Origin of the sequence: Bacillus sp. LM 4-2 (assembly GCF_000978495.1) — a bacterium.
Classification (GTDB): Bacteria; Bacillota; Bacilli; order Bacillales; family Bacillaceae; genus Bacillus; species Bacillus subtilis.
In genome coordinates, this window is record NZ_CP011101.1 from 87,141 (window position 1) to 101,439 (window position 14,299).

Annotated in this window: 3 protein-coding genes, 9 tRNA genes and 6 rRNA genes; all 18 read left to right on the forward strand. The window is 49.8% G+C overall.

The features are described 5' to 3' along the window. Window positions 1–10 precede the first annotated feature (10 nt). The 18 genes from dusB to ctsR all read left to right on the forward strand — a co-directional run bounded on the left by dusB (window position 11) and on the right by ctsR (window position 14,297). Window positions 11–1,012: a tRNA dihydrouridine synthase DusB gene (dusB, locus tag bslm_RS00470; RefSeq protein WP_014475588.1), complete on the forward strand. Its 1,002-nt coding sequence runs from the start codon at window positions 11–13 to the stop codon at window positions 1,010–1,012. A gap of 91 nt (window positions 1,013–1,103) precedes the next feature. Then, on the forward strand, window positions 1,104–2,603 hold the full coding sequence (gene lysS / locus bslm_RS00475; RefSeq protein WP_003226674.1) for a lysine--tRNA ligase: 1,500 nt from the start codon (window positions 1,104–1,106) through the stop codon (window positions 2,601–2,603). A gap of 311 nt (window positions 2,604–2,914) precedes the next feature. Next, window positions 2,915–4,464, forward strand: a 16S ribosomal RNA gene (locus bslm_RS00480). A gap of 170 nt (window positions 4,465–4,634) precedes the next feature. Further along, window positions 4,635–7,562, forward strand: a 23S ribosomal RNA gene (locus tag bslm_RS00485). Window positions 7,563–7,617: 55 nt separating this feature from the next. After that, window positions 7,618–7,733 (forward strand): 5S ribosomal RNA (rrf, locus tag bslm_RS00490). Between the two features lie 22 nt (window positions 7,734–7,755). Further along, window positions 7,756–7,831: transfer RNA gene (locus bslm_RS00495), tRNA-Val, on the forward strand. A 4-nt stretch (window positions 7,832–7,835) separates the two neighbouring features. Then, window positions 7,836–7,911: transfer RNA gene (locus bslm_RS00500), tRNA-Thr, on the forward strand. A gap of 36 nt (window positions 7,912–7,947) precedes the next feature. Continuing rightward, window positions 7,948–8,023 (forward strand) — tRNA-Lys (locus tag bslm_RS00505). 6 nt (window positions 8,024–8,029) lie between these two features. Beyond that, window positions 8,030–8,112 (forward strand) — tRNA-Leu (locus bslm_RS00510). Window positions 8,113–8,152: 40 nt separating this feature from the next. Continuing rightward, window positions 8,153–8,227: transfer RNA gene (locus bslm_RS00515), tRNA-Gly, on the forward strand. 14 nt (window positions 8,228–8,241) lie between these two features. Continuing rightward, window positions 8,242–8,327 (forward strand) — tRNA-Leu (locus tag bslm_RS00520). A gap of 9 nt (window positions 8,328–8,336) precedes the next feature. Further along, window positions 8,337–8,413 (forward strand) — tRNA-Arg (locus bslm_RS00525). A 27-nt stretch (window positions 8,414–8,440) separates the two neighbouring features. Continuing rightward, window positions 8,441–8,517: transfer RNA gene (locus bslm_RS00530), tRNA-Pro, on the forward strand. Window positions 8,518–8,525: 8 nt separating this feature from the next. Continuing rightward, a tRNA-Ala gene (locus bslm_RS00535) sits at window positions 8,526–8,601 on the forward strand. A gap of 172 nt (window positions 8,602–8,773) precedes the next feature. Further along, a 16S ribosomal RNA gene (locus tag bslm_RS00540) occupies window positions 8,774–10,323 on the forward strand. Window positions 10,324–10,493: 170 nt separating this feature from the next. After that, a 23S ribosomal RNA gene (locus bslm_RS00545) occupies window positions 10,494–13,421 on the forward strand. A gap of 55 nt (window positions 13,422–13,476) precedes the next feature. Continuing rightward, a 5S ribosomal RNA gene (gene rrf / locus bslm_RS00550) occupies window positions 13,477–13,592 on the forward strand. Together the 16S, 23S and 5S rRNA genes with 9 tRNA genes alongside form the textbook arrangement of a ribosomal RNA operon. 240 nt (window positions 13,593–13,832) lie before the next feature. Further along, on the forward strand, window positions 13,833–14,297 hold the full coding sequence (gene ctsR, locus bslm_RS00555; protein ID WP_003225724.1) for a transcriptional regulator CtsR: 465 nt from the start codon (window positions 13,833–13,835) through the stop codon (window positions 14,295–14,297). The last annotated feature ends 2 nt before the right edge of the window (window positions 14,298–14,299 follow it).

Genomic DNA, 14,299 nt, shown 5'->3' on the forward strand with positions numbered 1-14,299 from the left:
AGGAGAAAAATTGTTCAAAATCGGAGATATTCAATTGAAAAACCGGGTTGTGCTCGCACCTATGGCTGGTGTCTGCAACTCTGCGTTCAGATTGACTGTAAAGGAATTCGGAGCCGGATTGGTATGCGCTGAAATGGTCAGTGACAAAGCGATCCTTTACAACAATGCAAGAACAATGGGTATGCTTTATATCGATGAACGTGAGAAACCACTCAGCCTTCAAATTTTCGGAGGAAAAAAGGAAACCCTTGTGGAAGCGGCGAAGTTTGTAGACCAAAACACAACTGCTGATATCATTGACATTAACATGGGATGTCCCGTGCCGAAGATTACAAAATGCGATGCGGGAGCCAAATGGCTTCTCGATCCTGATAAGATTTACGAAATGGTTTCTGCAGTAGTGGATGCTGTTAATAAACCAGTTACAGTGAAAATGAGAATGGGCTGGGATGAAGACCACATTTTCGCAGTGAAAAATGCACAGGCTGTAGAACGTGCGGGTGGTAAAGCAGTTGCGCTTCACGGCCGTACGAGAGTGCAGATGTACGAAGGAACGGCAAACTGGGATATCATCAAAGAAGTAAAACAATCAGTATCGATTCCGGTTATCGGAAACGGCGATGTTAAGACACCGCAGGATGCTAAGCGTATGCTCGATGAGACAGGAGTAGACGGGGTCATGATCGGACGCGCTGCATTGGGCAACCCGTGGATGATTTACCGTACGGTTCAGTATCTTGAAACAGGTGAATTAAAAGAAGAGCCGCAAGTACGCGAAAAAATGGCCGTATGCAAACTGCATCTTGACCGCCTGATTGACTTAAAAGGTGAAAACGTAGCGGTAAGAGAAATGAGAAAGCACGCTGCATGGTATCTGAAAGGCGTGAAAGGCAATGCGAACGTTCGTAATGAAATCAATCATTGCGAGACGAGAGAAGAGTTTGTACAGCTTTTAGATGCATTTACGGTTGAAGTTGAGGCAAAAGAGCTTCAAAATGCAAAAGTAGGATAATACTCACCTCTATTTGCTGCTCACTGCTAGTTTTACGCTGGCAGTTTTTCTGCTTTTTTCATGAAACAATATCTGTAATGGAGTGATAACAATGAGTCAAGAAGAGCATAACCATGAAGAATTGAATGATCAGCTGCAAGTCAGACGCGATAAAATGAATCAGCTGAGAGATAACGGCATCGATCCATTCGGCGCACGTTTTGAAAGAACTCATCAGTCTCAAGAAGTTATTTCGGCATATCAAGATCTAACCAAAGAAGAGTTGGAAGAAAAAGCGATTGAAGTTACAATCGCAGGCCGCATGATGACAAAACGCGGCAAAGGAAAAGCCGGCTTTGCCCATCTTCAGGATTTAGAAGGCCAAATCCAAATCTACGTAAGAAAAGACAGTGTCGGTGACGACCAATATGAAATCTTCAAGTCTTCTGACCTCGGTGATCTTATCGGCGTAACCGGAAAAGTCTTCAAAACAAATGTAGGCGAATTGTCTGTTAAAGCAACTTCCTTTGAATTGCTGACAAAAGCGCTTCGTCCGCTTCCTGACAAATACCATGGTTTAAAAGACGTTGAGCAGCGCTACCGTCAGCGCTACCTGGATCTTATCGTAAACCCAGACAGCAAACATACGTTTATTACACGAAGCAAGATCATTCAAGCTATGAGAAGATACCTTGATGATCATGGATACTTAGAAGTAGAAACACCTACAATGCACAGCATTCCTGGGGGAGCTTCTGCACGTCCGTTTATCACTCACCACAACGCGTTAGACATTCCACTCTATATGCGTATTGCTATCGAACTGCACCTAAAACGTCTAATTGTCGGCGGTTTAGAAAAAGTATATGAAATCGGCCGTGTTTTCCGTAACGAAGGTGTCTCTACACGCCATAACCCTGAATTTACAATGATTGAGTTATATGAAGCATATGCGGACTATAAAGATATCATGAGCTTAACTGAAAACCTTGTCGCTCATATCGCCCAAGAAGTGCTTGGCACAACTACGATTCAATACGGGGAAGAGCAAATCGACCTTAAACCGGAGTGGAAAAGAATCCATATGGTTGACGCAGTCAAAGAAGCGACCGGCGTTGATTTCTGGGAAGAGGTTACTGTTGAACAGGCGCGTGAATATGCAAAAGAACATGGAGTAGAAATTAAAGACTCTATGACAGTAGGCCATATCATCAACGAATTCTTCGAACAAAAAATTGAAGAAACGCTTATTCAGCCAACGTTTATTTACGGGCATCCTGTAGAAATTTCTCCTCTTGCTAAGAAAAACCCTGAGGACCCGCGTTTTACAGACCGTTTTGAGCTGTTTATCGTTGGCCGTGAACATGCCAACGCGTTTACAGAGCTGAATGATCCTATTGATCAAAGAGAACGCTTTGAAGCGCAATTAAAAGAGCGTGAAGCCGGTAATGATGAAGCTCATCTAATGGATGAAGACTTTGTTGAAGCTCTGGAATACGGTATGCCGCCAACAGGAGGTTTAGGCATCGGTATCGACCGTCTGGTTATGCTGCTGACGAATGCCCCTTCTATTCGCGATGTGCTGTTATTCCCGCAAATGAGACAACGCTAATAAAGAAGAGCGGTATCCTCCATAGGGAAAGGATGCCGCTCTTTTTAAATTCCTTAGTATTTCTTCAAAAAAACTATTGCACTATTATTTACTAGGTGGTATATTATTATTCGTTGCCGCTAAACAAGGCGATAACGAAAAAAAGAACTTCAAAAAAAGTTATTGACTTCACTGAGTCAACGAGTTATAATAATAAAGTCGCTTGAACGAAGTGAACAAAATGATCTTTGAAAACTAAACAAGACAAAACGTACCTGTTAATTCATTTTTTTATAAATCGCACAGCGATGTGCGTAGTCAGTCAAACTACTTTATCGGAGAGTTTGATCCTGGCTCAGGACGAACGCTGGCGGCGTGCCTAATACATGCAAGTCGAGCGGACAGATGGGAGCTTGCTCCCTGATGTTAGCGGCGGACGGGTGAGTAACACGTGGGTAACCTGCCTGTAAGACTGGGATAACTCCGGGAAACCGGGGCTAATACCGGATGGTTGTTTGAACCGCATGGTTCAAACATAAAAGGTGGCTTCGGCTACCACTTACAGATGGACCCGCGGCGCATTAGCTAGTTGGTGAGGTAACGGCTCACCAAGGCAACGATGCGTAGCCGACCTGAGAGGGTGATCGGCCACACTGGGACTGAGACACGGCCCAGACTCCTACGGGAGGCAGCAGTAGGGAATCTTCCGCAATGGACGAAAGTCTGACGGAGCAACGCCGCGTGAGTGATGAAGGTTTTCGGATCGTAAAGCTCTGTTGTTAGGGAAGAACAAGTACCGTTCGAATAGGGCGGTACCTTGACGGTACCTAACCAGAAAGCCACGGCTAACTACGTGCCAGCAGCCGCGGTAATACGTAGGTGGCAAGCGTTGTCCGGAATTATTGGGCGTAAAGGGCTCGCAGGCGGTTTCTTAAGTCTGATGTGAAAGCCCCCGGCTCAACCGGGGAGGGTCATTGGAAACTGGGGAACTTGAGTGCAGAAGAGGAGAGTGGAATTCCACGTGTAGCGGTGAAATGCGTAGAGATGTGGAGGAACACCAGTGGCGAAGGCGACTCTCTGGTCTGTAACTGACGCTGAGGAGCGAAAGCGTGGGGAGCGAACAGGATTAGATACCCTGGTAGTCCACGCCGTAAACGATGAGTGCTAAGTGTTAGGGGGTTTCCGCCCCTTAGTGCTGCAGCTAACGCATTAAGCACTCCGCCTGGGGAGTACGGTCGCAAGACTGAAACTCAAAGGAATTGACGGGGGCCCGCACAAGCGGTGGAGCATGTGGTTTAATTCGAAGCAACGCGAAGAACCTTACCAGGTCTTGACATCCTCTGACAATCCTAGAGATAGGACGTCCCCTTCGGGGGCAGAGTGACAGGTGGTGCATGGTTGTCGTCAGCTCGTGTCGTGAGATGTTGGGTTAAGTCCCGCAACGAGCGCAACCCTTGATCTTAGTTGCCAGCATTCAGTTGGGCACTCTAAGGTGACTGCCGGTGACAAACCGGAGGAAGGTGGGGATGACGTCAAATCATCATGCCCCTTATGACCTGGGCTACACACGTGCTACAATGGACAGAACAAAGGGCAGCGAAACCGCGAGGTTAAGCCAATCCCACAAATCTGTTCTCAGTTCGGATCGCAGTCTGCAACTCGACTGCGTGAAGCTGGAATCGCTAGTAATCGCGGATCAGCATGCCGCGGTGAATACGTTCCCGGGCCTTGTACACACCGCCCGTCACACCACGAGAGTTTGTAACACCCGAAGTCGGTGAGGTAACCTTTTAGGAGCCAGCCGCCGAAGGTGGGACAGATGATTGGGGTGAAGTCGTAACAAGGTAGCCGTATCGGAAGGTGCGGCTGGATCACCTCCTTTCTAAGGATATTATACGGAATATAAGACCTTGGGTCTTATAAACAGAACGTTCCCTGTCTTGTTTAGTTTTGAAGGATCATTCCTTCGAAACGTGTTCTTTGAAAACTAGATAACAGTAGACATCACATTCAATTAGTAATACAAGATATCACATAGTGATTCTTTTTAACGGTTAAGTTAGAAAGGGCGCACGGTGGATGCCTTGGCACTAGGAGCCGATGAAGGACGGGACGAACACCGATATGCTTCGGGGAGCTGTAAGCAAGCTTTGATCCGGAGATTTCCGAATGGGGAAACCCACCACTCGTAATGGAGTGGTATCCATATCTGAATTCATAGGATATGAGAAGGCAGACCCGGGGAACTGAAACATCTAAGTACCCGGAGGAAGAGAAAGCAAATGCGATTCCCTGAGTAGCGGCGAGCGAAACGGGATTAGCCCAAACCAAGAGGCTTGCCTCTTGGGGTTGTAGGACACTCTGTACGGAGTTACAAAGGAACGAGGTAGATGAAGAGGTCTGGAAAGGCCCGCCATAGGAGGTAACAGCCCTGTAGTCAAAACTTCGTTCTCTCCTGAGTGGATCCTGAGTACGGCGGAACACGTGAAATTCCGTCGGAATCCGGGAGGACCATCTCCCAAGGCTAAATACTCCCTAGTGACCGATAGTGAACCAGTACCGTGAGGGAAAGGTGAAAAGCACCCCGGAAGGGGAGTGAAAGAGATCCTGAAACCGTGTGCCTACAAGTAGTCAGAGCCCGTTAACGGGTGATGGCGTGCCTTTTGTAGAATGAACCGGCGAGTTACGATCCCGTGCAAGGTTAAGCAGAAGATGCGGAGCCGCAGCGAAAGCGAGTCTGAATAGGGCGCATGAGTACGTGGTCGTAGACCCGAAACCAGGTGATCTACCCATGTCCAGGGTGAAGTTCAGGTAACACTGAATGGAGGCCCGAACCCACGCACGTTGAAAAGTGCGGGGATGAGGTGTGGGTAGGGGTGAAATGCCAATCGAACCTGGAGATAGCTGGTTCTCTCCGAAATAGCTTTAGGGCTAGCCTCAAGGTAAGAGTCTTGGAGGTAGAGCACTGATTGGACTAGGGGCCCCTACCGGGTTACCGAATTCAGTCAAACTCCGAATGCCAATGACTTATCCTTGGGAGTCAGACTGCGAGTGATAAGATCCGTAGTCGAAAGGGAAACAGCCCAGACCGCCAGCTAAGGTCCCAAAGTATACGTTAAGTGGAAAAGGATGTGGAGTTGCTTAGACAACCAGGATGTTGGCTTAGAAGCAGCCACCATTTAAAGAGTGCGTAATAGCTCACTGGTCGAGTGACTCTGCGCCGAAAATGTACCGGGGCTAAACGTATCACCGAAGCTGCGGACTGTTCTTCGAACAGTGGTAGGAGAGCGTTCTAAGGGCTGTGAAGCCAGACCGAAAGGACTGGTGGAGCGCTTAGAAGTGAGAATGCCGGTATGAGTAGCGAAAGAGGGGTGAGAATCCCCTCCACCGAATGCCTAAGGTTTCCTGAGGAAGGCTCGTCCGCTCAGGGTTAGTCGGGACCTAAGCCGAGGCCGAAAGGCGTAGGCGATGGACAACAGGTTGATATTCCTGTACCACCTCCTCACCATTTGAGCAATGGGGGGACGCAGGAGGATAGGGTAAGCGCGGTATTGGATATCCGCGTCCAAGCAGTTAGGCTGGGAAATAGGCAAATCCGTTTCCCATAAGGCTGAGCTGTGATGGCGAGCGAAATATAGTAGCGAAGTTCCTGATTCCACACTGCCAAGAAAAGCCTCTAGCGAGGTGAGAGGTGCCCGTACCGCAAACCGACACAGGTAGGCGAGGAGAGAATCCTAAGGTGATCGAGAGAACTCTCGTTAAGGAACTCGGCAAAATGACCCCGTAACTTCGGGAGAAGGGGTGCTCTGTTAGGGTGCAAGCCCGAGAGAGCCGCAGTGAATAGGCCCAGGCGACTGTTTAGCAAAAACACAGGTCTCTGCGAAGCCGTAAGGCGAAGTATAGGGGCTGACGCCTGCCCGGTGCTGGAAGGTTAAGAGGAGCGCTTAGCGTAAGCGAAGGTGCGAATTGAAGCCCCAGTAAACGGCGGCCGTAACTATAACGGTCCTAAGGTAGCGAAATTCCTTGTCGGGTAAGTTCCGACCCGCACGAAAGGCGCAACGATCTGGGCACTGTCTCAACGAGAGACTCGGTGAAATTATAGTACCTGTGAAGATGCAGGTTACCCGCGACAGGACGGAAAGACCCCGTGGAGCTTTACTGCATCCTGATATTGAATGTTGGTACAGCTTGTACAGGATAGGTAGGAGCCTTGGAAACCGGAGCGCCAGCTTCGGTGGAGGCATCGGTGGGATACTACCCTGGCTGTATTGACCTTCTAACCCGCCGCCCTTATCGGGCGGGGAGACAGTGTCAGGTGGGCAGTTTGACTGGGGCGGTCGCCTCCTAAAAGGTAACGGAGGCGCCCAAAGGTTCCCTCAGAATGGTTGGAAATCATTCGCAGAGTGTAAAGGCACAAGGGAGCTTGACTGCGAGACCTACAAGTCGAGCAGGGACGAAAGTCGGGCTTAGTGATCCGGTGGTTCCGCATGGAAGGGCCATCGCTCAACGGATAAAAGCTACCCCGGGGATAACAGGCTTATCTCCCCCAAGAGTCCACATCGACGGGGAGGTTTGGCACCTCGATGTCGGCTCATCGCATCCTGGGGCTGTAGTCGGTCCCAAGGGTTGGGCTGTTCGCCCATTAAAGCGGTACGCGAGCTGGGTTCAGAACGTCGTGAGACAGTTCGGTCCCTATCCGTCGCGGGCGCAGGAAATTTGAGAGGAGCTGTCCTTAGTACGAGAGGACCGGGATGGACGCACCGCTGGTGTACCAGTTGTTCTGCCAAGGGCATCGCTGGGTAGCTATGTGCGGACGGGATAAGTGCTGAAAGCATCTAAGCATGAAGCCCCCCTCAAGATGAGATTTCCCATTCCGCAAGGAAGTAAGATCCCTGAAAGATGATCAGGTTGATAGGTCTGAGGTGGAAGTGTGGCGACACATGGAGCTGACAGATACTAATCGATCGAGGACTTAACCATATTTTTGAATGATGTCACACCTGTTATCTAGTTTTGAGAGAACACTCTCAATTTGTTTGGTGGCGATAGCGAAGAGGTCACACCCGTTCCCATACCGAACACGGAAGTTAAGCTCTTCAGCGCCGATGGTAGTCGGGGGTTTCCCCCTGTGAGAGTAGGACGCCGCCAAGCAATTGCACGTTAGTGCAATTATGGAGGATTAGCTCAGCTGGGAGAGCATCTGCCTTACAAGCAGAGGGTCGGCGGTTCGAGCCCGTCATCCTCCACCATTATGCCGGTGTAGCTCAATTGGTAGAGCAACTGACTTGTAATCAGTAGGTTGGGGGTTCAAGTCCTCTTGCCGGCACCACTTTTATATGATATAATACTCAAGTCTCTTGTAGAAGAGCCATTAGCTCAGTTGGTAGAGCATCTGACTTTTAATCAGAGGGTCGAAGGTTCGAGTCCTTCATGGCTCACCATTTTACGCGGGTGTGGCGGAATTGGCAGACGCGCTAGACTTAGGATCTAGTGTCTTTATGACGTGGGGGTTCAAGTCCCTTCACCCGCATTATATAGGATAACAGTTAGAAAAACTGGACATCCTGTCTGCGGAAGTAGTTCAGTGGTAGAACACCACCTTGCCAAGGTGGGGGTCGCGGGTTCGAATCCCGTCTTCCGCTCCAACTATACCATCCACGCCGGGGTGGTGGAATTGGCAGACACACAGGACTTAAAATCCTGCGGTAGGTGACTACCGTGCCGGTTCAAGTCCGGCCCTCGGCATTATGTTTTGCGCCCGTAGCTCAATTGGATAGAGCGTTTGACTACGGATCAAAAGGTTAGGGGTTCGACTCCTCTCGGGCGCGCCATATCTTTTAATAGAATAGATAGGGAATCGGGAAGTAGCTCAGCTTGGTAGAGCACATGGTTTGGGACCATGGGGTCGCAGGTTCGAATCCTGTCTTCCCGACCATTTTTTATGGGGCCTTAGCTCAGCTGGGAGAGCGCCTGCTTTGCACGCAGGAGGTCAGCGGTTCGATCCCGCTAGGCTCCACCAAAAGTTTTTTAAAAAAGTTGTTGACTTTGAAGAAGTGACGTTGTATACTAATAAAGTTGCTTTAACAAAGCGGACAAACAAAATGATCTTTGAAAACTAAACAAGACAAAACGTACCTGTTAATTCAGTTTTTAAAAATCGCACAGCGATGTGCGTAGTCAGTCAAACTACTTTATCGGAGAGTTTGATCCTGGCTCAGGACGAACGCTGGCGGCGTGCCTAATACATGCAAGTCGAGCGGACAGATGGGAGCTTGCTCCCTGATGTTAGCGGCGGACGGGTGAGTAACACGTGGGTAACCTGCCTGTAAGACTGGGATAACTCCGGGAAACCGGGGCTAATACCGGATGGTTGTTTGAACCGCATGGTTCAAACATAAAAGGTGGCTTCGGCTACCACTTACAGATGGACCCGCGGCGCATTAGCTAGTTGGTGAGGTAACGGCTCACCAAGGCAACGATGCGTAGCCGACCTGAGAGGGTGATCGGCCACACTGGGACTGAGACACGGCCCAGACTCCTACGGGAGGCAGCAGTAGGGAATCTTCCGCAATGGACGAAAGTCTGACGGAGCAACGCCGCGTGAGTGATGAAGGTTTTCGGATCGTAAAGCTCTGTTGTTAGGGAAGAACAAGTACCGTTCGAATAGGGCGGTACCTTGACGGTACCTAACCAGAAAGCCACGGCTAACTACGTGCCAGCAGCCGCGGTAATACGTAGGTGGCAAGCGTTGTCCGGAATTATTGGGCGTAAAGGGCTCGCAGGCGGTTTCTTAAGTCTGATGTGAAAGCCCCCGGCTCAACCGGGGAGGGTCATTGGAAACTGGGGAACTTGAGTGCAGAAGAGGAGAGTGGAATTCCACGTGTAGCGGTGAAATGCGTAGAGATGTGGAGGAACACCAGTGGCGAAGGCGACTCTCTGGTCTGTAACTGACGCTGAGGAGCGAAAGCGTGGGGAGCGAACAGGATTAGATACCCTGGTAGTCCACGCCGTAAACGATGAGTGCTAAGTGTTAGGGGGTTTCCGCCCCTTAGTGCTGCAGCTAACGCATTAAGCACTCCGCCTGGGGAGTACGGTCGCAAGACTGAAACTCAAAGGAATTGACGGGGGCCCGCACAAGCGGTGGAGCATGTGGTTTAATTCGAAGCAACGCGAAGAACCTTACCAGGTCTTGACATCCTCTGACAATCCTAGAGATAGGACGTCCCCTTCGGGGGCAGAGTGACAGGTGGTGCATGGTTGTCGTCAGCTCGTGTCGTGAGATGTTGGGTTAAGTCCCGCAACGAGCGCAACCCTTGATCTTAGTTGCCAGCATTCAGTTGGGCACTCTAAGGTGACTGCCGGTGACAAACCGGAGGAAGGTGGGGATGACGTCAAATCATCATGCCCCTTATGACCTGGGCTACACACGTGCTACAATGGACAGAACAAAGGGCAGCGAAACCGCGAGGTTAAGCCAATCCCACAAATCTGTTCTCAGTTCGGATCGCAGTCTGCAACTCGACTGCGTGAAGCTGGAATCGCTAGTAATCGCGGATCAGCATGCCGCGGTGAATACGTTCCCGGGCCTTGTACACACCGCCCGTCACACCACGAGAGTTTGTAACACCCGAAGTCGGTGAGGTAACCTTTTAGGAGCCAGCCGCCGAAGGTGGGACAGATGATTGGGGTGAAGTCGTAACAAGGTAGCCGTATCGGAAGGTGCGGCTGGATCACCTCCTTTCTAAGGATATTATACGGAATATAAGACCTTGGGTCTTATAAACAGAACGTTCCCTGTCTTGTTTAGTTTTGAAGGATCATTCCTTCGAAACGTGTTCTTTGAAAACTAGATAACAGTAGACATCACATTCAATTAGTAATACAAGATATCACATAGTGATTCTTTTTAACGGTTAAGTTAGAAAGGGCGCACGGTGGATGCCTTGGCACTAGGAGCCGATGAAGGACGGGACGAACACCGATATGCTTCGGGGAGCTGTAAGCAAGCTTTGATCCGGAGATTTCCGAATGGGGAAACCCACCACTCGTAATGGAGTGGTATCCATATCTGAATTCATAGGATATGAGAAGGCAGACCCGGGGAACTGAAACATCTAAGTACCCGGAGGAAGAGAAAGCAAATGCGATTCCCTGAGTAGCGGCGAGCGAAACGGGATTAGCCCAAACCAAGAGGCTTGCCTCTTGGGGTTGTAGGACACTCTGTACGGAGTTACAAAGGAACGAGGTAGATGAAGAGGTCTGGAAAGGCCCGCCATAGGAGGTAACAGCCCTGTAGTCAAAACTTCGTTCTCTCCTGAGTGGATCCTGAGTACGGCGGAACACGTGAAATTCCGTCGGAATCCGGGAGGACCATCTCCCAAGGCTAAATACTCCCTAGTGACCGATAGTGAACCAGTACCGTGAGGGAAAGGTGAAAAGCACCCCGGAAGGGGAGTGAAAGAGATCCTGAAACCGTGTGCCTACAAGTAGTCAGAGCCCGTTAACGGGTGATGGCGTGCCTTTTGTAGAATGAACCGGCGAGTTACGATCCCGTGCAAGGTTAAGCAGAAGATGCGGAGCCGCAGCGAAAGCGAGTCTGAATAGGGCGCATGAGTACGTGGTCGTAGACCCGAAACCAGGTGATCTACCCATGTCCAGGGTGAAGTTCAGGTAACACTGAATGGAGGCCCGAACCCACGCACGTTGAAAAGTGCGGGGATGAGGTGTGGGTAGGGGTGAAATGCCAATCGAACCTGGAGATAGCTGGTTCTCTCCGAAATAGCTTTAGGGCTAGCCTCAAGGTAAGAGTCTTGGAGGTAGAGCACTGATTGGACTAGGGGCCCCTACCGGGTTACCGAATTCAGTCAAACTCCGAATGCCAATGACTTATCCTTGGGAGTCAGACTGCGAGTGATAAGATCCGTAGTCGAAAGGGAAACAGCCCAGACCGCCAGCTAAGGTCCCAAAGTATACGTTAAGTGGAAAAGGATGTGGAGTTGCTTAGACAACCAGGATGTTGGCTTAGAAGCAGCCACCATTTAAAGAGTGCGTAATAGCTCACTGGTCGAGTGACTCTGCGCCGAAAATGTACCGGGGCTAAACGTATCACCGAAGCTGCGGACTGTTCTTCGAACAGTGGTAGGAGAGCGTTCTAAGGGCTGTGAAGCCAGACCGAAAGGACTGGTGGAGCGCTTAGAAGTGAGAATGCCGGTATGAGTAGCGAAAGAGGGGTGAGAATCCCCTCCACCGAATGCCTAAGGTTTCCTGAGGAAGGCTCGTCCGCTCAGGGTTAGTCGGGACCTAAGCCGAGGCCGAAAGGCGTAGGCGATGGACAACAGGTTGATATTCCTGTACCACCTCCTCACCATTTGAGCAATGGGGGGACGCAGGAGGATAGGGTAAGCGCGGTATTGGATATCCGCGTCCAAGCAGTTAGGCTGGGAAATAGGCAAATCCGTTTCCCATAAGGCTGAGCTGTGATGGCGAGCGAAATATAGTAGCGAAGTTCCTGATTCCACACTGCCAAGAAAAGCCTCTAGCGAGGTGAGAGGTGCCCGTACCGCAAACCGACACAGGTAGGCGAGGAGAGAATCCTAAGGTGATCGAGAGAACTCTCGTTAAGGAACTCGGCAAAATGACCCCGTAACTTCGGGAGAAGGGGTGCTCTGTTAGGGTGCAAGCCCGAGAGAGCCGCAGTGAATAGGCCCAGGCGACTGTTTAGCAAAAACACAGGTCTCTGCGAAGCCGTAAGGCGAAGTATAGGGGCTGACGCCTGCCCGGTGCTGGAAGGTTAAGAGGAGCGCTTAGCGTAAGCGAAGGTGCGAATTGAAGCCCCAGTAAACGGCGGCCGTAACTATAACGGTCCTAAGGTAGCGAAATTCCTTGTCGGGTAAGTTCCGACCCGCACGAAAGGCGCAACGATCTGGGCACTGTCTCAACGAGAGACTCGGTGAAATTATAGTACCTGTGAAGATGCAGGTTACCCGCGACAGGACGGAAAGACCCCGTGGAGCTTTACTGCATCCTGATATTGAATGTTGGTACAGCTTGTACAGGATAGGTAGGAGCCTTGGAAACCGGAGCGCCAGCTTCGGTGGAGGCATCGGTGGGATACTACCCTGGCTGTATTGACCTTCTAACCCGCCGCCCTTATCGGGCGGGGAGACAGTGTCAGGTGGGCAGTTTGACTGGGGCGGTCGCCTCCTAAAAGGTAACGGAGGCGCCCAAAGGTTCCCTCAGAATGGTTGGAAATCATTCGCAGAGTGTAAAGGCACAAGGGAGCTTGACTGCGAGACCTACAAGTCGAGCAGGGACGAAAGTCGGGCTTAGTGATCCGGTGGTTCCGCATGGAAGGGCCATCGCTCAACGGATAAAAGCTACCCCGGGGATAACAGGCTTATCTCCCCCAAGAGTCCACATCGACGGGGAGGTTTGGCACCTCGATGTCGGCTCATCGCATCCTGGGGCTGTAGTCGGTCCCAAGGGTTGGGCTGTTCGCCCATTAAAGCGGTACGCGAGCTGGGTTCAGAACGTCGTGAGACAGTTCGGTCCCTATCCGTCGCGGGCGCAGGAAATTTGAGAGGAGCTGTCCTTAGTACGAGAGGACCGGGATGGACGCACCGCTGGTGTACCAGTTGTTCTGCCAAGGGCATCGCTGGGTAGCTATGTGCGGACGGGATAAGTGCTGAAAGCATCTAAGCATGAAGCCCCCCTCAAGATGAGATTTCCCATTCCGCAAGGAAGTAAGATCCCTGAAAGATGATCAGGTTGATAGGTCTGAGGTGGAAGTGTGGCGACACATGGAGCTGACAGATACTAATCGATCGAGGACTTAACCATATTTTTGAATGATGTCACACCTGTTATCTAGTTTTGAGAGAACACTCTCAATTTGTTTGGTGGCGATAGCGAAGAGGTCACACCCGTTCCCATACCGAACACGGAAGTTAAGCTCTTCAGCGCCGATGGTAGTCGGGGGTTTCCCCCTGTGAGAGTAGGACGCCGCCAAGCAAGTTTAAACCCAGCTCATTGAGCTGGGTTTTTTGTATTTTGGTTTATTGGTATCATAAAATTCCACTTAACTGTATAATATAATAACTTTATACCGAATTTTAAATCAGCAATCAGGTTTTGTGGACCGAGAAAATGGAAATAATAAAGGATAGAGCGAGAAAGTTGAAAATTCTCGAGAAACGGCTTATAGTAAGATTATAGTCAAATATAGTCAAAGTCAGTAAAGGAGGGGGTTGAGTGGGACATAATATTTCTGACATCATTGAACAATATTTAAAACGAGTGTTAGATCAAAATGGCAAGGAAATTTTAGAGATTAAACGAAGTGAAATTGCAGATAAATTTCAATGCGTTCCTTCCCAAATAAATTATGTCATCAACACCAGATTTACAAGCGAAAGAGGATATATTGTTGAGAGCAAACGCGGGGGCGGCGGTTACATCAGAATCATTAAAATTAAAATGAACAATGAAGTTGTCCTGATCAATAATATTATTTCTCAAATTAATACCCATTTGTCTCAAGCAGCCTCTGATGACATTATTTTAAGGCTATTAGAAGACAAGGTAATTTCAGAAAGAGAAGCAAAAATGATGGTCAGCGTAATGGACCGCTCAGTTTTACACATTGACTTACCTGAACGTGATGAATTAAGAGCGAGAATGATGAAGGCAATGCTGACTTCTTTAAAATTAAAATAAGC

What these genes read in the sequence shown, in the direction of transcription:
- lysS (WP_003226674.1), top strand. Translation starts at nt 1,104, where the DNA reads ATGAGTCAAGAAGAGCATAACCATGAAGAATTGAATGATCAGCTGCAA.